This is a genomic window from Pseudoalteromonas sp. A22 (genome assembly GCF_018141345.1).
GTDB classification, from domain to species: domain Bacteria; phylum Pseudomonadota; class Gammaproteobacteria; order Enterobacterales; family Alteromonadaceae; genus Pseudoalteromonas; species Pseudoalteromonas maricaloris.
Map to the genome: position 1 here is coordinate 2080114 of NZ_CP047238.1, position 21008 is coordinate 2101121.

Sequence of the window (21008 nt, forward strand, 5' to 3'; positions counted from 1 at the left end):
AACCTTTGATTTTATAAGGGATTAGACTTTCCTCATCTAAAATTTATTTTATTTAACATAACGTAAATTATAGGATGCAATGAATTATGTGAGAAACCATATAAAGCATCTTGCTAATGTCCAATACTAGACGGTATCGGACATTAATAAAAAGTTTACTGTATTTTCTATTGAGCTATGGTTTCGCTTTTTATAGTATGTGGTTGAATTTGTAATTTGAAGTATCGACATATGGAATTTGTAAGACCGCTAGAACCAATCTTGATAATTGATGACGCTGTTGAGATCAGAGATTTTCTGACACAGATTTTGGAGAACTTAGGGTTTGAAGAAGTTTATGGTTGTGAAGACTTTGATTCCGCAAAGCCGCTACTAAAGCATAAACAACCCAGTGTTGTCTTTTTAGATATTGAGCTTCCCGATACAGATGGCACCGAAATTCTTTCCTACATCAACGAAAACTTTCCTGTGGCCCATGTCATCATGTGCTCTGGCCATAATAGTATGGAGAATGTTCAAAATACTTGGGAACTTGGTGCTAAGGGCTTTATCGCTAAACCTTTCAATGCACATAAAGTGGATTCGGTAATGAAGCGTTTAGAGCTGGTTACATGAATGAAGAAATAAAGAAACTTACCGATGCGCTCTCTACCGTTATTTTAGAAAAGCCTGAACAAATAAAACTCGCGATCTGCAGTCTTTTGTGTCGCGGCCATCTTCTAATTGAAGATTTACCAGGTATGGGTAAGACAACGCTATCTCATTCGCTTGCTGATGTGTTAGGTCTGACATATCGTCGTGTGCAATTTACTAGCGATCTGCTCCCAGCTGATATTACCGGCACTTCTATTTTTAACCGTGAACATCAGTCTTTTGAATTCCATCCTGGTCCAATTTTCAGCCAAGTTTTACTGGCCGATGAAATCAACCGCGCAAGTCCAAAAACTCAAAGCGCGTTGTTGGAGTCCATGGAAGAACATCAAGTAACCATCGATGGCGTAAGCCATGAGCTCCCTAGCCCATTTTTTGTGATTGCAACGCAAAATCCTCAGCATCAATCTGGCACGCATCCACTGCCTGAGTCACAACTAGACCGCTTTTTTATGCGTATAAGCTTGGGATACCCCTCGGAAATGGCAGAAGCGCAGCTAATTAAATTAGCTGGAAAAGCGAGAAAACTGACTCAAGCACCACAAGTGATCGATGGTAAAACACTGCTAGCCTATCAACAAGTTGTGCCTAACATTGTGCTAAGTGACGCTATTATTGATTACATACTTCGCTTAGTTAACTACACACGAAGCTCAGGTCAATTTAGCGATCCTTTGTCGCCAAGAGCTAGCATTGCACTTGCAGCCGCTAGTCGTGCATATGCGTTTATTAGTGGTCGAGATTTCGTCATACCTGATGACGTTCAAGCGGTTTTCACTTCAGTCTGTGCCCATCGACTTGGCGTCACCACGACTAATGAAGCAGAAGTTAAGACACAGGTTTTTCAAAACGTACCGGTACATTAAGCATGATTAACCGCTTGAAACGGAAAGTTAAGCAGCATATTTATAAACGACATCAACGCTCAGAAATACGGTTATCTCATAATAATATCTACATACTGCCATCCAAGGATGGCGGTTTTTTTATCGCTGTGGCTTTGCTTAATTTTGTATTGGGGATCAACTATCAGAATAATCTAATCCTTGCAGTGTCCTACATTATGGCTGTGATGATGATAGCCGCCCTATTTTTAGGTTTTTTTAACTTGAACAATACAAATGTCCGATATTTGGGAAGTAATGCTAATTTTGGCCCATATAGTTCATCTATTAGACTCAGTATTTCATCTAGCGCAGAGATCCAATCTCTCAGACTATCAAGTGAATACAACCAAACGGCTACCCATATTTCCAAAGTGAGTGATGAAAAAGTTCTCGAGCTAAGTGCCCCTGAATTACCTCGTGGCGTATATGATACGGGGGTAATTAAAATCCTCAGCTACTTCCCATTTGGCCTTATTCGTACCTGGTCGTATATAAAACCAAACGATGCTTTCTACGTGTACCCTACTCCATTGCCCGTTATAGACACAGAGTTTAGCTTCGGCAGTGCCTCGAATACTAGCCAAAGCATACAACAGAAAGAGCGTTCAGTTGAGTTCGACCATCTTTCGCAATATCAAAAAGGGATGAGTTTAAGCCGCGTTTCTTGGAAGCATTACGCCAAGACTGACCAAATGTTAATTAAACAGAATGCACCGGAGTCGGCCGATTTACACCGCATTATTTTCGATTATTCTAAGCTTTCAGGCAGCAAAGAAGAACGTCTGAGTAAACTCTGTACTATGGTGCTTGACGCCGACAAGCAACAAACAAGTTATGCCCTGTTATTGCAACAAAACAGGATCCCGTTCGGTCAAGGTGAAACCCATAAACTAAGTTGCTTGGAGGCATTAAGTGAATTCTAGCTTCCCAAAATGGTACTACAGCACATCACTATTTTTATGGCTGCTGAGCATTATTCTTGTTGATGATTTTGGTATCGGCTTTGTCGGGTTATGTACCGTTTTAACACTGTGGCAAGCATCCAGATTGGTGACTAAACCAAGCGTGTTAAGCATTCGTTTTATTAACTTGGTCACTTTACTCGGCGCCATTGCGACGGCCTCATTAATAGGTCTAAAAAACAGCGTGAATGTTTTTGTGGCTTTGATGTTGGTTGCATCGCTACTGAAACAAGTGCATGCCACGCAAGCCCGCCAATTTACACAAATATGTATTTTGAATTTCTTTACTTACCCGTGCTTATTTCTTTTTACACAAAGTATATTTGCAGCATTTTTGGTATTAATTTTGTTGGCTGTTAATTTAGCTATCATGCTTAATCTCGAGCAAAACCTAAGGTTCAAATCTGCGCTTAAGGTAAGCGCAAAGGGATTGGTATTGGTGCTGCCCGTGGCTACTTTATTAGTTGTTTTTTTACCAAAACTCCCGGCATTTTGGCAGTTACCTGCACCGCAGAATCAAGCAAAAACAGGATTATCTGAGAATGTAGATCCTTTCAATATCGCAAATTTATCCCAGTCCAGCGACTTGGTGTTTCGGGCATCATTTGAGGACACTCAACAAACGGGACCTTTTTATTGGCGTGCAATTATTCATGATGAGTTTGACGGACGGCAATGGAAAGTCTCTGAGTATCAAGGTACCAATATCAGAGCATTGCCCAAAGAGCCGATTGGCGCAGCTACCATTATTGCGCAGCCAAGCCAACTACCCTGGTTGTACGGCTTGTCATACTCTTATTCAAAAAACGCTAAGTTGAATAGTAATGTGTTTGGCACGGTCTATTTGAAAAACCTATCAGCAAAACCTGTCGAGTATCAAATCGATTTCACTGACTTTGAACCCCAAGATTCGTTAACGCCTTGGTATTATAGGCGTAACACCGCATTACCTGACGGCATTAATCAACAGGCAAGGCAATTGGCGCGCGATTGGGACAGTCAATCGACAACAACGAGCCAATTCATTGAATTAATGAAGCGCTATTTTTTGCAAAATGGCTTCGTCTATACCTTAACACCAACAATAGCGCAATCTGATGATAGGATTGATGACTTTCTATTTAGCTCATTTAATGGATTTTGCGGTCACTATGCCTCTGCCGCGGCATTTCTACTGCGAAGCGCGGATATCCCTGCTCGCTTGGTATCTGGTTATCTGGGTGGTGAAAAAAATGACAATCAAGGCTATTACAGTATTTATCAATATGACGCACATGCTTGGGTTGAATATTTTACACCGGGAATTGGCTGGCAACGCTTAGACCCAACCGCCTGGATTGCCCCAGAGCGCATGACGGGGAGTCTTTCTCAGTTAGAACAATTATCGAGCGAGTTCAAAAGTGGTTTAGGCTACAGCTTAATTGGGTTGTCTAATTGGCAATCTATTAATTGGTTGCGATTACAGCTTGAGGAGCTTGACTATCAGTGGACTCGCGTCGTCATTAATTTTGACAAAGAAAAGCAAGGCGCACTGTTTAAAGAGTGGTTTGGGAGTAATGGTCAGCTTTGGGCCGGAGTATTTTCCCTGTTTATGCTGCTTTTGCTCTCAATTGCGCTATTTTACCTTAGCAAGCAGCTTACTCGGCATAAACGCCCTATCGAACTTGTCTATTACAATGCTATAGTGTCCGATTTCAAAGGGCAGCTAAGTGGCACTACGGCGAAACAACATATTGTTGAGTTATGTAAGTTGTTTCCAGAGTTAGATACGTCGCTTTGGCAGTTTTATCAATTAATTGAAAAGTCACAGTATCAACAAAAACCACTTAATAAACTTGAGCTTGGTGAGTTGAAGAGGTTGTATAAATCAATAAAAAGAAAGGCAAAAAAATAGTATGAATGCTGTTATTTTGGGCGTCTTGCTCATGCTGGGGTTAACCCTCTTTAGAATAAATGTAATTGTCGCCATGACAGTTAGTGCAATAGCGGCCGGCTTAGTAGCCGGTTTAGATTTGAAGACAACCTTAAACGCTTTTAATGATGGGCTATCTGGTGGCGCAGAAATAGCCTTAAGCTATGCCATGTTAGGTGGGTTTGCGGTTGCTATTTCGAAGTCTGGCTTAACTCAAATCCTCGCGCAAAAGCTGCTCAAATTGGTTAATGCCAATGATAGCGGAGGCTCAACGTTTTTAAGCATGTTTATAATGGTTATCATTTTGGCTTGCTCGATTGCGTCGCAAAACCTTGTGCCAGTTCATATTGCGTTTATTCCTATCCTCATTCCACCGCTATTAGTCGTACTGAACAAGCTGACGATAGACCGCCGTGCGATTGCTTGTATTTTAACGTTTGGCTTAGCGACCAGTTATATGGTGTTGCCATATGGATTCGGTGGCATTTACCTTTACTCTATTTTGCATAAAAACCTTGTAGACAATGGTTTAGAATTGGTTAAGTTCGACGTGCCATACGCTATGGTGATCCCTGCGCTTGGTATGCTGATTGGCCTGTTGATTGCCGTTTTCATTACTTATCGTAAAAAACGAGTTTATGAGGTGAGTCAACAGCAAAGTACTCAGTCAAACACAGTACCGGAAGGCCAAGAAGCAACTAAAGTCATGATTGTCGGCGGCGCTGCGGTGCTGGCTTCTCTCATTGCACAAAATAACAGTGGCTCAATGATATTAGGTGGGCTCGTTGGCGTGATGATTTTTAGCCTCTTTGGTATTGTTAAATGGGAACAAAACTCCGATGTTTTCAGTAAAGGTGTGGCGATGATGGCAATGATAGGTTTTATCATGATCTCTGCTCAAGGCTTTGCCTCTGTCATGAAAGCAACGGGTGATGTGGCAAGTTTAGTAGCAAGCTGTGCCGATTTTGTTGGCGATAATAAACCACTTGCCGCTGCGATGATTTTACTTGTTGGCTTACTTATTACCATGGGAATTGGCAGCTCATTTTCAACCGTGCCAATCATTGCCACGCTATTTGTACCTTTGTCTCTAGAAGTTGGCTTTTCTGCTATGGCTACCGCCGCTTTGGTGGGAACCGCAGGTGCACTAGGCGACGCGGGCTCTCCTGCATCAGACTCCACACTTGGACCAACTTCGGGCTTAAATGCCGACGGCCAGCACGATCACATATGGGATTCCGTGGTGCCTACATTTATTCACTTCAACATCCCACTACTCTGCTTTGGCTGGATAGCCGCGATGGTGTTATAGGTTTATACATCCATGATGGTATCAAGGCTCCTCGCCTTGATACCTTTAGCTCATAAACATACTGTATTTTCTTTGTCTCTTATGTCGCTTTTGTCTTATTAGTTTTCTTGTGCTATACCAATAGGTAAGAGAATTAAAGCAAAAAGACTATGCAAACACTTAAACCAAGCGAAATCGCCAGTTACTGTAACGTACACCAACGCAGTGTGAGTCGTTGGATTGCCAATGGCGAATTAAAAGGTCATAAGCTTCCTGGACGCGGTAACTACCGTGTCTTACTTGAAGACTTTTTATCCTTTTTAAACAAGCACAAAATCCCCCTTTCGCAAGACTTTATTAGCGACTATCAAATCGCAGAAAGTGGTCTACACTCTGATAAAGAACGGGATTTAGCTAAGGTGCTTATCATTGATGACGAGCCCCAGTATAGAAAAGCGATACGACGAGTGATAGGCAACGATTATTTGATACAAGAAGCTGGGGATGGCTTTATGGCAGGCATTGCCATCTCGGAGTTTAAACCAAGTTTAATCACGCTCGATCTTTCCATGCCGGGAATGGATGGCTTTGAAGTGATCTCATTTATCCGTGAAAAAGAAGAATTTAAAGCGATTAAGGTTTTGGTGGTCTCTGCGTTAAATGATGTAGAACTTGAAAAGGCCAAAGCGATGGGCGCCAATGATGCCCTTTCTAAACCGTTTGATAACTCTATTCTGTTAGAAAAAATTAATGCGCTAATACAGGGGTAGCTATGAATGCACCTATCATGTTGGTTGATGATGAAATTGATATTCTAAAGTCGCTTAAACGCACTCTGCGTTTACAGCATTATGAAGTGGTATATACCGATGACCCAAGACAAGCGCTTGGTTTGATACAAGAGCACAAACCGCATGTGCTTATTACTGATTTCAGAATGCCCAACATGAATGGCCAAGAGCTTATCCAAGAAGTGAAAAAGCATGATCCTAGTATCGAATGCATCGTGCTCAGTGGACAAGCTGATTATGACGATATGAAGTCGCTGATCAACGCGAATAATACCTTTAAGTTTTTATCCAAACCTTGGAATAACGAAGAGCTTTACACAACGATAGAAGCGGCACTCACAAACCATCACAAAAACGAATTAAAAACCCAAATTCTGCGTAATAATAATGCACCTTTAGTCGAAGTAAATACCATAGGTAATGTCATCGATTGCAATTACGCTTACACGGAATTAGTGTTGAACGAGGTCAATAAAGGCAATTTCTTTCAACTGTTTAATTTTGAAAGTGATAAATGCCTTGATGATTTTACTGAGCGCAGAATTGCAACATTAAAAAGCTCTGGGGTGTTATGTCAAGTTGAGCTCAAGCTAAAAACAGAGTCCAGCTACCTACTTATCATTAAACCCCTTTCCAGCGAGCAGGATAAATATCCTAACTTTTATCAGAGCAAACTGGGCTTTCTAGAACATATCAATCGCACCGATAACTCTGTCATGATCTGCCTGAAAATTCGAGATTTGTTGGTTAAGAATATTATTTCTAATACCCCAATATATTCAGATACGTTTAAAAAAATCATAGATCATGCTCTACTGAGCGAAGCGACTCATTTTTCGATGCTTGAAATCAGCTTTGATCAAGCCATTTTCTGGTTAGATTCAGTACAAAGTGAAATTGAGGTACACAAATTTTTAGATGAGTTAATCAACTCAATTAAACAATTTTTCATTCGCAAAAATATCCAAATCAAGTTCTCTGTCTCGTACACCATGATAGAGCCTGAGCAACCACTCTCGGAAGCAATAGACAGCTTAGTTATCTATACCCAATTTGTTTGCGAGTCTCGTACTGATTTCTATATGCGTTATTCGCAATCACTGCTTTCAGAAAAGCTAAACGAGCATAAAGTCTCTGAAGCATTATTTAACGCCGTTGATAATGATGAGTTTTATCTAAGATTCCAGCCCAAGCTTAATTTAAATGAACATTCAATCAATAGTTGTGAAGTGTTAATTCGCTGGAAGAACACCCAGTTTGGCGCTAACTCACCAGATTATTTTATTCCGTTGGCAGAAAAAGACGGACAAATAGTCAAAATAGGAACTTGGGTGCTTGAGCAGGCGTGTATCGCACTGTGCGAATGGCAAAAGGAAGAACTAGAGATCCAAAAAGTCGCAGTGAATGTTTCACCTTATCAACTTTCCGATCCCTGCTTTGTACAAACCATGTATTCGATTATTGAAAGGTATTCGCTCAAACCCGAGCAATTCGAGTTAGAAATCACTGAGAACTTTGTTTTAGAAAATCTCGAGCAAGCCAAAACTAAATTACTACAATTAAAAGAAATCGGATTCTCCATTGCCATCGATGACTTCGGTACGGGCTATTCCTCATTGGGCTATATTTCAAAATTGCCAGTGGATGTTATCAAAATTGACAAAAGCCTGATTGAAAACATCGACAGTTCAAAATCAGCTCGAGATCTTGTCCAAAATGTTATTCGATTAGTTCACGACCTTGAATTAAAAGTTGTCGCTGAAGGTATAGAAACCGTGGAACAGCTTGAAATTCTAGAACAGTTAAAATGCGATGAAGTACAAGGATATCTCATCGGAAAACCTGTTTTACTTGAGGAGTTTACTCACTATGTCTATTAAAAGCCAAGTGCCACGGATTGTGCTCGTTGATGACGATGAGTTAATGTTGAAGTCGCTCCACCGCCACTTCAAAATCAGCATAGAAGGCGCTGAAATATTGACCTTTTCATCACCTAAACAATTCATAGAATCCCTAGATACGTTAGCAAGCATCGACATCTTAGTGAGTGATTACCTTATGCCATCGATTAACGGTGTTGAATTAATCAATATTGTGAGGCGCCGTTATCCACAAGTCCTCACCGTGTTGTTAACCGGCGATACCACAGGCAAGGTACTGTGTAAGTCTTCAATTTCTGCGACCTTTATCGTCGCTAAGCCATTTAGAAGAGAAGAATTCGATGATGTGATCACCGCTTTTTATCGACTCAATGAGCTGCCATTAAGTGAAGCAATAAAGCGTGCGCTAAATGAAACTTTCATTGAGAACGAATTGCCTATCTTGCTAAGTAAAATTGAAGACATTGATTTAGATTTTCACAAGCTTGAAGCAATGCTGGAACAAGAGGTGCTCATTCAAGCTAAATTATTCCACCTGTGTAACAGTGCTTATGTGGGATTATCGACAAAACAATACTCCCTCTCTACCGCAATTAAGACGCTTGGTGTGGATTTAGTGTCTGCAATTATTGTCTCTGTGTGTTATCACAATATGGTCGCAGCCAGATATGATATCGCGAACTGTGAGCAGTTAAGCGATATTAACTTTAAAAAGGTCAAGTTACTTAAGGAATTGGTACACAAGCTACATGACGGATCAATTGACTCTGAGCGCATTGTTTTTCTTCAATCCTTATTATTTCTTGGCGAGCTCGGCTCAGAAATAGCTCAGCTTATTACCGAAAGTCAATGTCATTCCCCACAGAGTTGCTATACCGAGAAATTGCATATCGCCCTTTATACAGCCACATTAATTGGCTACGAGTCAGCCATCACGGATCAATTGTATGCGCTCATTAATGCCCTAGAAATGGGTAGCTCAGATTGCAATGCCACTAAGCTATTGTTGCTTATAGACACTATCACCAATAAAGAAGTCAATCAGACGGTGATCAACACCTTTTTTGATCAAAAGAGCCAAGATTGGTTGGAGCTTTTCTATGAACTCAGAAGCAAATACTTTAGTTAGTTACAAAGTACTGATATTAGACGATGAAACGTCAATACTTAAGGCGTTAAAACGAGTCATACGGCTGCCTTCGGTAGAGGTTGTCAGTTTTGATAATCCTTTTGAAGCTCTTGAGTACATAGACACGCACCCCGTTCAGGTTATTATCTCTGATTTTAGAATGCCGCTAATGAATGGTGGAGATTTTCTAAAACGAGCCAAAAAAATAACCCCTGGTGCAATTGGCCTAATTCTTAGCGGTTATACCGACTCCGATATGCTTATTGATATGATTAACAGCAAGGTTGCGCATAAGTTTTTGTGTAAACCATGGGAGAACGACAAATTACTCGAAGAAGTTAATGCAGCAATAGACGTATACAATAATAATTATTTTAAAACGGTTTTACAGGAACAACTAAAAAAGCGTGATTGCCCACGGGTATTAATCAATAATGAAGGCCAAGTTGTCGAGCATAATCTCAGCAAAGACATTGAATCTCAGATTCTTGCTGAGTTCTCGGCATGCTTTAGTGGTAATGGCATCTACCACACTCCTCTTGGTGTTTTAAGATGTGAGATCCGCAGCAATCCAAAAGACGAAGAGTTCTATCTGATCACCATAGAAAAAGTCGAAGTAACAGACGAAATTAACGTCTATGAAGTTATCACCGAACTGCTATTATGTTACTCGATAAACCCCGTTCTCACTTACTATGCGTTGCCAACTTGCGAACTCACTACACCGAAATTGGCAGCTGCGGCTCAAGAAGTTTTCAGAAACTATAAAATATTACCATCACCGACCCATAACTATCTGTTCGTACTGGATAACATTGAGCAATCCTTACTGCCAAGAAAGCAGATAGAGCTAGAAATTCAGTTGGAAAAGTTACTCGATACCGCGCTACCTCACGAGATACAAAGTAATACCACTCAACTTGCTGCATTTTTAAATAATGGAGAGTAGGCGTGGATACTTTTGCAAAAGTTGAATTAACACAAGATTTAGTCGAATCAAGCTTTCCGCTCGCCGACCTCAATACGCTACTCACCTCCCTATCTGATTATTTTGAGGTACCAATAACTTTAGTCACTGTAATTGAAGGGCAATGGCAACATCTGATCGCCAGACATGGGATCCTAGCCGACAGGACACCGGAGCAAGATGCTTTTTGTAAGAGCTTAATCAAACATAACAAGTCTTTACTTGTTCCAGATACCGCCTTGGATGAAAACTATGCGAATAACCCGCTCGTGACTGGCGAGCCCTACATTCGCTCATACTTGGGCGTACCTTTTCGACTCGACGGCAAGCCAATCGGTGGCGTATGTTTAATCGATACCAAACCGAAAACCTATGCCGAGCGAGATATTCATTTACTCGAGACGATCAGCGGTCTTATCACCAATATTTTAGAGCTACAAAAAAACTATTCGTTATACCTCGAAGATCAAGAGTTAATCCGTTTTTCACCAATCGTGTTAATTAAGTGGAAGTATAATAATGGGCTGCGCATTCGTACGGTTTCTCCGAATATTGAGCGCGTGATTGGTATTGACGCTTTTCACTTATGCTCCGGGGAATTGCATTTCGAAGACTTACTCACCGAGCCAAGTGTTGATAAATTTCATTTTAACTTACAAAACCACTTGGATGGGTTAGAAGCGTCTGAAATTTTGCTAGAGATGGCATTAGACTCAAAACAGATCTGGATCCGTATGATCACCGTGGCGCACTTTAACCACGACGGCAGAATGACCAGTATTCAAGCTTTTATTACCGAAAATACTGCGCAAAAGTACACCGAAGACAAACTCAATGAGACGAACCGACAGATGCGCCTGTTGTTAGAAGCATCAGAGCTAGGTACATGGGATTGGAATATTCCAGCAGATATCAATAAAGTTAATAAAAAGTGGTGTGATATGCTTGGAATTGAATTTGAATACGTTGAGACCAGTGTTAATTACTTCCGCCAGCTCATTCATCCAGCCGACCGTAGTCACGTAGAAAGAGACCTAGCCAAACACCTACAAGGGTTAACCGATGCCTACACCACGTCCTATAGAATGAAACATGCCGATGGCCACTGGGTGTGGATAGAAACCTATGGCAAAGTGGTTGAACGCGATAATAGTGGCAGAGCGCTGCGCCTCGCTGGTACTCACCGGGATATTACCTACCGGATGGAAGCACAGTTACAAGAGCGAAAGCAAAAGCAATTACTGTCTTTTATCAGTAAAGCACAGTCAGCCTATTTAAAGACAGGTGATCTGTCTAAATCATGCCGTGAAATTCTAGAAGAGCTCATCGACATTGCTGATAGCCAATTTGCGCTGATCGGCGAGCTTGAGCATACCGCCGGTGTACCAAGGCTCTTTATTCATGCCATTTCAGAAATGCAATGGAATGATTTAAGCTCTCAATTGGTACAGCGATATTATGATAACGATCTCTATTTTACTGACTTTAATAATCTATTCGGATCAGTGATACTAACGGGAAAAACAGTCATTAGTAATGAACGAGGCAAGCACCCTGCGTCGAAAGGCACGCCAAAAGGACACCCAAGGATCTCTAAGTTTTTAGGGCTGCCGATAAAGCTCAATGGCGAATTGGTCGGTATGATAGGACTTGCGAATAAGTTTTTTGACTATACCGAAGAAGATGCAAAATTCTTACAACCACTGGTCGATTCTCTAGCGGGTTTATACTATGCGGTTAAACTCGATAAAGAACGTCAAGAAGCAGAAAACAAACTGCTTGAACTCGCAATGACCGACACCTTATCAGGCCTGCCCAACCGACGTGCCTTTATGGAAAAAGCCGCCGAAGTTGGTGAGATATCCTTCCCCTATTTAATTGGTATGGTAGATATCGATAACTTTAAGTCAATTAATGATACCTACGGTCATGATGCTGGTGACAAAGCCATTAAGCTGATTGCTTACACCATAAAGGATGCACTACGCAGTGATGATTTTACCGCGCGAATGGGAGGTGAGGAGTTTGCATTTGTATTGCTTGATGCCACACATGGATCATCTAGCGCATTGATTGAGACTATCAGAGAATCCATATCTAACTTGGAAATTACACTGTCAGAAAAAGAGAAAATACACCTCACGGTCAGCATTGGTGTAAAAGCGGTACTTCCCGAGATGGAAAAAATGTCTATTACAGCACATTTAAATGATGCTGATAAAGCTTTGTATGAGGCTAAACATACTGGCAAAAATAAAGTAGTTTGGTTTGAATAACAAAATATTTCATATTGCTTGATATACTTTAATTTCGCGTCAGACATAAAAATGGAAAAATGATGAAACAGCTCTCACTTAACCTAGCTGCACTTGGATTTTTAGTCACCTCATCTGTAGCTTATGCCGATTATACTGCTGAGTTAGAAATTGACAGAATGCAGGACACACCGTTTAAAGAGTGTAGCGACTACACTTTTCGCCAAGTTATGAATAATTTTTTTACCGAACTCACTTGGGATTATCTCACAAGCGATTGGGGCAGAAACTACATAAATATTGAGGGTTATGTAGAAGAAGAAGGCGAAAAGTTTGATTTTCTTCTTCAATACGAAGTCAAATCTGATGGGACGTTTGAATTTAACGCAATGGAGTTCTTAGGAAAAGCAAAAGACGACTCGTTTATTATCATGATGCTCGACAAGATTTGCTATCATTCAACCGGTGATTAGCGCTTCAGCTCGAAGCGCTAATCTACTTCTAAATTTAGTCTGCTGTAACCCTGCACTGGATGGGCTGTTGGTAATAACCCCAAGTTAATATTGCTACATTACTTTGTACTTTAAGGTGATAATCGCCACCGCGGTAATGAGTATCACTGGCGGAGTTATCGATGAACATCAGCTTTTCACTGTCATTAAATTCTGCGACCATGCTTAGTGGCTGAGTATCATAGTAAAAAACGGATAATAACTTATCGTTACAGAGATACGTCGTATGCCCGGAGCTAGTCACTAATGCAAAACGAGCCTCAAGCTCGGCAATACGGTGAATATACGACTGCTTCAAGCAATGCGTGCTATCGCTAGATTTCCAACACGCATTGCGCCCTTTTATCCACCCTCTTTGCTCGGCTTGAAGCTGCTTCGAATGCGGCTCTTTTACAATTTTTTCATACACAGAATTGAGCCTGCGATCCAGTCGAGACAACGCCGCACTATCACAAATAACGGCTTCCATGCTTCCAGCTCTTACCTCGTTACAAGCGAATGAAGGCGTATGTAGGGTATGTTGTTTTAAGTGCTCGTCAATATAGCGACACCAATCCTGCGTGCTACGGTCGGGCTTATCCGAGTAACTTCTTACACCAAGTTTAAACTCAATGACCGATTGCCATTCTTGGCTGCCAAGATCAGGACCATGCCCGCTACCATCACCACTTATTAAAAGATCATCGACCTCTGTCATCCACTGCTCGCCACAGTGAAACGCTTCAACGTTCAATTTCTCGGTGGGTGTTAAAACTGTCCTATTTTGTGGCGCACACCCAAATAGAGTGATGGCTATAACTACAGCCAATCCATGATAAAAAGTTCGGGTTAATATGGTCGCTTTCAAGCTAATTTCCTTTTAATCGTGTAGACAAGAGTTGCGCTTACTCCAACAGTAACGCTATGAAAAACATTGAGTTATTGTCATCGGCACGTCCGCTAGAGTCACTTCTTTACTGTGAGCATTTAGCTTAATGGCCTCTTTGGGCATTCCAAATACAATACTGGAGCTTTCATCTTGTGCATAAGTCTGCGCCCCCGATTTCTTCATTTCTAACAAACCAAATGCACCATCTGCGCCCATTCCGGTTAATATAAATCCGATAGCATTGCTTCTAACTTGCTTCGCAACAGATTGAAACAATACATTGACCGAAGGCTTATGGCGCTGCACTGGCGGCCCATCTTTGAGCTGAGTGTAATAGAATGCACCACGACGAACAAGCTGAAGGTGATGGCTTCCTGGCGCGATGTACACATGGTTAGCCAGTACGCGTTCGTTATGCTCAGCCTCCTTAATCTTTAATTTTGAAATATCATTTAGCCTTTGAGCAAAGGCTTTAGTGAAGTTGGCTGGCATATGTTGTACCACCACAATACCAGGCAATTCGGGTTCTAATTGACTAAATATGTACTCAAGCGCTTGCGTCCCCCCTGTCGAAGTGCCGATGGCTACCACTTTATCAGTGGTATTAATGGCAAGGTTGGTATTGCTCATTGCAACATTGATAGCAGGCGCACGGCTTATGTCTTCCGTAGAGGACTTTGGTCTGTAGAATCTCGCTTGCTTAACCACCTTAATAAATTGCTCGCGTTGAGACTCAAGAAATGATTTTAAGCCACACTCTGGTTTAGTTAAGATTTCAAATGCACCAAGAGAGAGTGCCTCTACCGACAATTGAGCACCTGTGGTTGTTAGCGATGAACAAATGATCACGGGGATAGGTTTATTGGCCATGAGCCAGCGTAAAAAGGTAATACCATCCATCTGTGGCATTTCTATATCAAGAATAATTACATCTGGCGGCTCTGCCAACACGCTGGGCTGCGCCAAGACAGGGTTGCTAAACACCTTAGTCACGCAGATTTCAGGCGAATACTCCAACATCGCAGTGACCGTTTGCCTTACCACAGCAGAGTCATCGATAATATAGACGGAAATTTTATTCGACATCAGGTTGCTCTCCTACTCGATAACGCAACATGAAAACGGTCTACCCGGCAAGCGCCATCCTTGAGATCCACTTGAATTCTCCGATAATAAGGGCCACCAACATCACGCGCAATAAGCCTAAATCCATAATCGTCAATCAGCTTATGACTCATTTCGATGTTTCGCATACCGACAGTCTCTGAACAAGACGTTTTGAACATCTCTCCACCACCAAAAAGCTTAATCTCCACACAATTCTCAGGGATACTAAACCGCTTTAAATATTGTCGAACCAAAGAAAAAGTCTTATCGACATATTTAGCCGGCTCATCGTCATTCGGCTTTTCTGTGGTTGGCAATAGCATATGACTCACAACAACTAGTTGGTGCTGCTTAGACACTAAAACAAATGAAACACAGGACCCGAGCAAGGTATTGAGCGTTGCTGGACGAAATGACTCAATCGCCAAACTACCCGGCTGCAAAAATATTGATTCAACGTCTCTGCTTGGCATCAACATTTTGCATACACCGCAGGGGCGATTGATTCAAATTTGTCATACACGCCATTTAAGCTCTCGGAGTGTCCTAAAAACAAAAAACCTTGCTTCGGCATCGCCCTATAAATATTTTCTAGGATTTTTACCTTTTCATCTTTTTCAAAATAGATCAGTGCATTACGGAGGAATATTATGTCAGCTTTACCACCGATATAAGGCACAAGTAGATTATTTTTGAAAAAATTAACTTTATGATAGAGCTCATCATTCACCATGATATAGCCGGTCTTCTCTCCGACGCCATTTAGACAGTATTTCCTTAGGTATTCGTCAGGAATGTTTTTAGCACGATGTAAGGGGTAAATTGCCTTTTTCGCTAAATCCAGCATCCGCTCAGAAATATCGCTGGCACGCACCACCCAATTCCCGTGACCATAATGCTCCTGCGTGCACATGGCCAAGGTGTATGCTTCCTCGCCAGAAGAGCAAGCCGCACACCAAATATCTGGTGCAGACTTTTGGTAGTACGTGGTAAACAGCTCTGCTAACTTTTCAAAGTGTTTACGCTCTCTGAAGAAATAGGTTTCATTGGTAGTCAGCAAGTCGATGCACATATTTCGCTCACCTTTGTTATTGGGTATCTTTAGATACTCAATGTACTCACCATAGCTACTTAATCCTAAAATCCTCAGTCTTTGATTTAGTCGTCCACAGACTAAGTTCTTTTTATGATCCCTAAGATGTATTCCTGATTCGGCTTTGAAGAAGTCAGCAATACAGGTAAATTCTTGATCGCTAATAAAGTCCCCAATCATGTGGCACCTCCTTAGAACTGTTCAAAGTGCTCTTTTGAGCGAGCTCGCCCAGCACTAACTTCTTTTCGCTCGGCGACGGGTTGTGCTTCTGTTTGCGGCTTGCCTCCTTCTAACACGCGCATTTTGCTTTGGCTTTCAATGTCTCCGATTTTAAAATAGGCGACGAGCTGGGTAAGCGTCTCTGCTTGACTGGACATTTCTTCCGCGGTGGCTGCAAGCTCTTCTGACGATGACGCATTTTGCTGCGTTAGCTGGGTGATTTGATTCATCGAGTCGTTGATTTGGCCAACACCCGCAGCTTGTTCGTCTGACGCTGCGGAGATCTCTTGTACTAAATCAGAGGTTTTACCAATCGCAGGTACGATTTCAGCAAGTAGACTGCCTGCCCGCTCGGCTTTGCTCACTGAGCCAGATGCTAACTGAGATATTTCCTGCGCTGCAAATTGAGATCGCTCAGCAAGCTTTCTGACTTCTGCAGCCACCACAGCAAACCCTTTACCATGCTCTCCAGCTCGAGCCGCTTCTATGGCAGCGTTGAGTGCCAACAGATTCGTTTGATAAGCAATGTCATCAACAATACCTATCTTAGAGGCAATTTGTTTCATGGCCGATACGGTCTCTTCCACGGCGCTACCGCCTTCTTGTGCTTCACCCGCCGCTTTTGATGCCATACCGTCGGTGATTTTGGAGTTTTCTGCATTTTGGGCAATGGATGCCGTCATTTGTTCAACCGAGGCTGATGTCTCTTCAACTGATGAGGCTTGTTCGCTTGCACTCTGTGCCAATGACTGTGCTGTAGAGGAGACTTCAGTTGATGCCTGCGCTAGCGATTCAGAGTTAGAACGAACATCACAAATAATGCGACTTAAACTGGAGATTGTACTATTGACGCTTTGCTTTAACTCGTCATAGACACCTGAATAGCTTCCTGCAATCTCAACATCAAGGCGACCTTCTTTTAACCCCTCCATGACGTTAGCAATTTCTTTAATTGGCTTTTCAGTGGCTTCCAATACCTCGTTAAGACCATCAGTCATGGTTTTAAATGCGCCGGCATAGTTTGAGGTGTCTGCGCGATTTTGGATGTTTCCTTTGACCGCTTGTGAAACCAACTCGACGATATCGGTCGCTAAGGTATCTAACACACCGGTGAGATTGGCTGTACGTTGCGCCAGCTCACCTAAAAGCCCTTGTGCTTGTACTTTGGGCTTTAATGATAAGTTACCTTCACTCACTGCGTTTAGCACGGAAAAATTGTCCTCAAGTACCGATTCCAGCACTTCCATCGACTTATTATATGCCTCTGCAATTCTGCCTATCGATCCCTCTAATTCACTGGCTTCAATGCGTCTGTCAAACTCCCCACAAGCTACCGCTTGGAAGGCAACACCAAACTCTTCTTCTAACAAGCGCTCTTTACGCTTTTCATCAGTTACGTCTTTCCACTCAACCGTAGTAGAAATACGCTTATTGTTTTCATCAAATACAGGGGTGATCATGAGCTCCAAGCTGTGCTCACCAAACCCGAGTCTTGCAACGTGCGTAGAGTTTAAACTCGCTAACATAGTGCGCTGGTGGCTTGGATTACGGTGGAATTGGTCGATACTTCCTCCCACTAGTTTGTCAACGCAAAAGGTAGGTAACGTGCTTTGGATCGCAGTTTCTAACTTGAGTAACATGTCTCGCATGGCGCGATTTATATAAACAATATCGTAATTTTCATCGGCTAGCATAATACAAGCGGTACTGTAATCCATGGCTTGTTTATAAAAATCGCTATTACTTCCAGCGCTCAAACTCGATTGGCTGATTAATTTAGCCACGAAACTACAGTTGGCAATGGGCTGTGCTAATTTCATGATTTCTAATTGATAAGATCCGCTTGGCATATTAACTTTGGTGGTCTTATCTATCAGCTCGGAAAAGTTACTGTGCAACGACAGCATATCAGTAATATATCCACCATCACTTTGTGCGTTATTTGCAATAAGCTGGGTAAATTGATTGCTTTGATGAACAATCCGACCTGCACCATCTAACAGTGCAGCAAATGTGCCTGTAGTCTCGATAGCCTCTAATTCTGCATTGCCTTTAAGCAAACTTAATACATTGGTCGCGAGTGTTTTGGCTTCCCCTTCATATAAAGCGGGGTTTACTTGGGTAAGATCTGAGTGTTCAATCGCGTTTACGACTGCCTTCGACAGTTGATTAACTTGTTTGTCAAAGATTGCTGGTAAAATTCCCATTATGTATCCCCTTATTAAGAGTTAGCTAATTTTCTAGATTCAGGTTCATGAGCAAAATCATGAATAAGCTTTGGTACATCAAGAATGAGCGCAATGTCTCCTGACCCTAAAATACTTGAGCCACTGATCCCCGACATCTTTTCAAATAACGCACCGAGTGGTTTGATGACCGTTTGAAACTCACCTAACAGCTGATCGACGACGATGCCTGCTCGCAACTGACCGTACTTCACAACGACAATACTTGGTCTGATCTTAGGGTTCGTTGGTAAGTCGAAAATACGACTCAAATGAATAAATGGCAGCACTGTACCGCGCAGATTAATGTAATCGGTTTGACGAGTTGCCCCATTGCCAAGCGGAAGTTCAATACACTCTGTAACCATATCGAGTGGAATGACGAACTTAGCATCAGCAACACTCACCATAAAACCATCGATAATGGCCATGGTTAACGGCAACCTGAGTTGGAAACACGTACCTTGGTGCTCGACAGATTCAACACTCACCGTTCCACGTACCGCTTCAATGTTTTTTCTCACCACATCCATGCCAACACCGCGTCCCGAGATATTTGATACTTTTTCGGCTGTGGAAAAGCCTGGTTCGAAAATTAAGTTAGCAATTTCTTTGTCAGTAAGCTCAGTATCAGGTGAGATCAGATTACGCTGAATTGCTTTTTCTTTAATTTTTTCTTTGTCTAGCCCGCGTCCATCGTCACTGATCTCTATTACAATACTGCCAGAATCATGAAAGGCTTTGAGTGATAAAGTACCGTATTCAGGCTTTCCACTGTCCGCTCGTTGTGCTGGTGACTCCACACCATGATCAATGGCATTGCGAACTAAATGCGTAAGAGGGTCGACTATCTTTTCAACCATTGATTTATCAAGTTCGGTTTCAGCCCCCATAATTTCTAAAGAAACCTGTTTTTCCAACTCCTTTGAGGTGTCGCGCACCACACGGCTAAAGCGATTAAACGTTTCGCCTATCTGTACCATTCTGAGTTGTAGTGTACTGCTTTGCACATCACTAACGAGCTGTTGAATATGCTCAACAATTTCGGTAAGGGCCGAGTCGCGTATTGTTTTAGTGTGATCTTCAAGTGCCGCAGACACGATAACCAGCTCGCCAAGTTCATTGACTAATTCATCTAGCTTCTGCGCCGGTATTTTCATCATCCGCTCGGGATTCTTTGGTTTGACTTTGTTATTTTTGGTGGGCTGTTTATCAGTTTTGACAAGTGTTGGCGTTGGCTTATCATCTTCAATTGGGGCTATCTCAATATTTGATTCTGCAGCAATAAACTCAAATGCTTCATCAATATCTTCTCGCGTAGAGTGATGTATCTCTAGCTGCATTCTAAAATGGCATAATTCTAGTTCATCTGGTGTGACCGCGTTAAGCGCAGGTACCTCATCAATTAGCCAATCTACTTCTACCGTACTACCTTTACTTTCGATGTACCGAATAATCGAAAGCGGATCAAAACCATCCACCATGCAGGCCTTATAAAACTGCGCTGAGACTCGAAAGCTCTGCGTTGCTTCTTGATTTTCGACAACGGTTTGCTCACTTGAGGCTTGGTCTTGCAAACCACTATATGACTTTAAACTTTCTAGCAGCCCAGCTTCAGCATCGGTCAACGCCTGAGGAAAATCTTCGTTTGACTCTAAGCACTTAATTAACGCATTTATATGGTCATTACATTCGAGCAAAGTCGAAATCAGTTTTTCGCAAGGATTTAGCGCGTGATCACGAAGAAGCTCCATAGTGGCTTCAACAAAATGCGTAAAATCGACAATATGGTCATAGCCAACAACACCGGCTGAGCCCTTTATGGTATGTGCAGCACGAAACGCCTCGTTTATGATCTCGTCGTCACTATTTGGCAGTATAGACTCCATTGCCAAGAGACTTTCTTCAAATTGAAGTACCAACTCCTTGGCTTCTTCAATAAAGACCGCTTGAATTTCGGATAAATCAACCATCTTACCTCCTTTGCGCGCAGTTTGATGCAACTAAGGTATTGAGTAGCCATAAGGCACAAGGTGAGTGATGCTCATCGACACCTATCACAGATAACGGCTTTTCCGTACAACACTGTGCGAGTGCTACAACTAATTGAAAGCCTGCAGCGTCCACCTCCAACAGCTCGCTAAGGTCAATCGCTACCGCCGTCGTGTCATCGCTTAACATGAGCTGCCATTTTGCTGCCACTTTGCTCACTTCATAAATGGTCAATACTTCTGGCAGCACAATGGTTAAGTTGCTCAT

The 21008-nt window shown here is 42.1% G+C and carries 18 protein-coding genes; 11 read left to right on the forward strand and 7 right to left on the reverse strand.

The window, feature by feature from the left end; translation table 11 throughout:
- The first annotated feature begins 231 nt into the window (after nucleotides 1-231).
- From GSF04_RS14090 to GSF04_RS14140, 11 genes are all read left to right on the forward strand, one after another.
- A complete protein-coding gene (locus tag GSF04_RS14090; RefSeq protein ID WP_010372856.1) occupies nucleotides 232-615 on the forward strand; it encodes a response regulator in 384 nt (127 codons plus the stop codon).
- Nucleotides 612-1517: an AAA family ATPase gene (locus tag GSF04_RS14095; protein ID WP_193522447.1), complete on the forward strand. Its 906-nt coding sequence runs from the start codon at nucleotides 612-614 to the stop codon at nucleotides 1515-1517. The genes GSF04_RS14090 and GSF04_RS14095 overlap by 4 nt, the downstream gene beginning before the upstream one ends.
- A 14-nt stretch (nucleotides 1518-1531) precedes the next feature.
- A complete protein-coding gene (locus GSF04_RS14100) occupies nucleotides 1532-2461 on the forward strand; it encodes a DUF58 domain-containing protein (protein WP_249122380.1) in 930 nt (309 codons plus the stop codon).
- The gene (locus GSF04_RS14105) at nucleotides 2451-4394 is read left to right on the forward strand and encodes a DUF3488 and transglutaminase-like domain-containing protein (protein WP_211857546.1); all 1944 of its coding nucleotides are present in this window, start codon (nucleotides 2451-2453) and stop codon (nucleotides 4392-4394) included. The genes GSF04_RS14100 and GSF04_RS14105 overlap by 11 nt, the downstream gene beginning before the upstream one ends.
- A gap of 1 nt (nucleotide 4395) precedes the next feature.
- Entirely contained in the window at nucleotides 4396-5724 is a 1329-nt protein-coding gene (locus GSF04_RS14110) for a Na+/H+ antiporter family protein (RefSeq protein WP_211857547.1), read from the forward strand.
- Nucleotides 5725-5873: 149 nt separating this feature from the next.
- The gene (locus GSF04_RS14115) at nucleotides 5874-6473 is read left to right on the forward strand and encodes a response regulator (RefSeq protein WP_211857548.1); all 600 of its coding nucleotides are present in this window, start codon (nucleotides 5874-5876) and stop codon (nucleotides 6471-6473) included.
- A gap of 2 nt (nucleotides 6474-6475) precedes the next feature.
- Nucleotides 6476-8374, forward strand: a complete 1899-nt coding sequence (locus tag GSF04_RS14120; protein ID WP_010604754.1) for an EAL domain-containing protein — start codon at nucleotides 6476-6478, stop codon at nucleotides 8372-8374.
- Nucleotides 8364-9503, forward strand: coding sequence for a response regulator (locus GSF04_RS14125; protein ID WP_211857549.1), 1140 nt, complete (start codon nucleotides 8364-8366; stop codon nucleotides 9501-9503). The genes GSF04_RS14120 and GSF04_RS14125 overlap by 11 nt, the downstream gene beginning before the upstream one ends.
- Complete coding sequence (locus GSF04_RS14130; protein ID WP_130126324.1) at nucleotides 9475-10452, forward strand: response regulator; 978 nt, start codon at nucleotides 9475-9477, stop codon at nucleotides 10450-10452. The genes GSF04_RS14125 and GSF04_RS14130 overlap by 29 nt, the downstream gene beginning before the upstream one ends.
- 2 nt (nucleotides 10453-10454) lie before the next feature.
- Entirely contained in the window at nucleotides 10455-12746 is a 2292-nt protein-coding gene (locus tag GSF04_RS14135; RefSeq protein ID WP_211857550.1) for a diguanylate cyclase, read from the forward strand.
- Between the two features lie 59 nt (nucleotides 12747-12805).
- Complete coding sequence (locus tag GSF04_RS14140; protein ID WP_249122381.1) at nucleotides 12806-13198, forward strand: hypothetical protein; 393 nt, start codon at nucleotides 12806-12808, stop codon at nucleotides 13196-13198.
- Nucleotides 13199-13232: 34 nt separating this feature from the next.
- On the opposite strand, the gene GSF04_RS14145 is transcribed toward GSF04_RS14140, so the two are convergent.
- Genes GSF04_RS14145 through GSF04_RS14175 form a run of 7 tightly spaced genes read right to left on the reverse strand, consistent with a single transcriptional unit; the run spans nucleotide 13233 to nucleotide 21008 of the window.
- Complete coding sequence (locus GSF04_RS14145; RefSeq protein WP_211857551.1) at nucleotides 13233-14084, reverse strand: lysozyme inhibitor LprI family protein; 852 nt, start codon at nucleotides 14082-14084, stop codon at nucleotides 13233-13235.
- Between the two features lie 54 nt (nucleotides 14085-14138).
- Nucleotides 14139-15191, reverse strand: a complete 1053-nt coding sequence (locus GSF04_RS14150; protein WP_211857553.1) for a chemotaxis response regulator protein-glutamate methylesterase — start codon at nucleotides 15189-15191, stop codon at nucleotides 14139-14141.
- Nucleotides 15191-15691 (reverse strand): chemotaxis protein CheD, encoded by a 501-nt coding sequence (locus GSF04_RS14155; protein WP_249122382.1) that lies wholly within the window; start codon nucleotides 15689-15691, stop codon nucleotides 15191-15193. Before GSF04_RS14155 ends, GSF04_RS14150 begins: the two co-directional genes overlap by 1 nt.
- On the reverse strand, nucleotides 15685-16485 hold the full coding sequence (locus tag GSF04_RS14160; RefSeq protein WP_010604746.1) for a CheR family methyltransferase: 801 nt from the start codon (nucleotides 16483-16485) through the stop codon (nucleotides 15685-15687). Before GSF04_RS14160 ends, GSF04_RS14155 begins: the two co-directional genes overlap by 7 nt.
- 11 nt (nucleotides 16486-16496) lie before the next feature.
- Nucleotides 16497-18731 (reverse strand): methyl-accepting chemotaxis protein, encoded by a 2235-nt coding sequence (locus GSF04_RS14165; RefSeq protein WP_211857555.1) that lies wholly within the window; start codon nucleotides 18729-18731, stop codon nucleotides 16497-16499.
- A gap of 14 nt (nucleotides 18732-18745) precedes the next feature.
- Nucleotides 18746-20722, reverse strand: coding sequence for a chemotaxis protein CheA (locus GSF04_RS14170; protein ID WP_211857557.1), 1977 nt, complete (start codon nucleotides 20720-20722; stop codon nucleotides 18746-18748).
- A gap of 1 nt (nucleotide 20723) precedes the next feature.
- Nucleotides 20724-21008, reverse strand: a complete 285-nt coding sequence (locus tag GSF04_RS14175; RefSeq protein WP_039495895.1) for an STAS domain-containing protein — start codon at nucleotides 21006-21008, stop codon at nucleotides 20724-20726.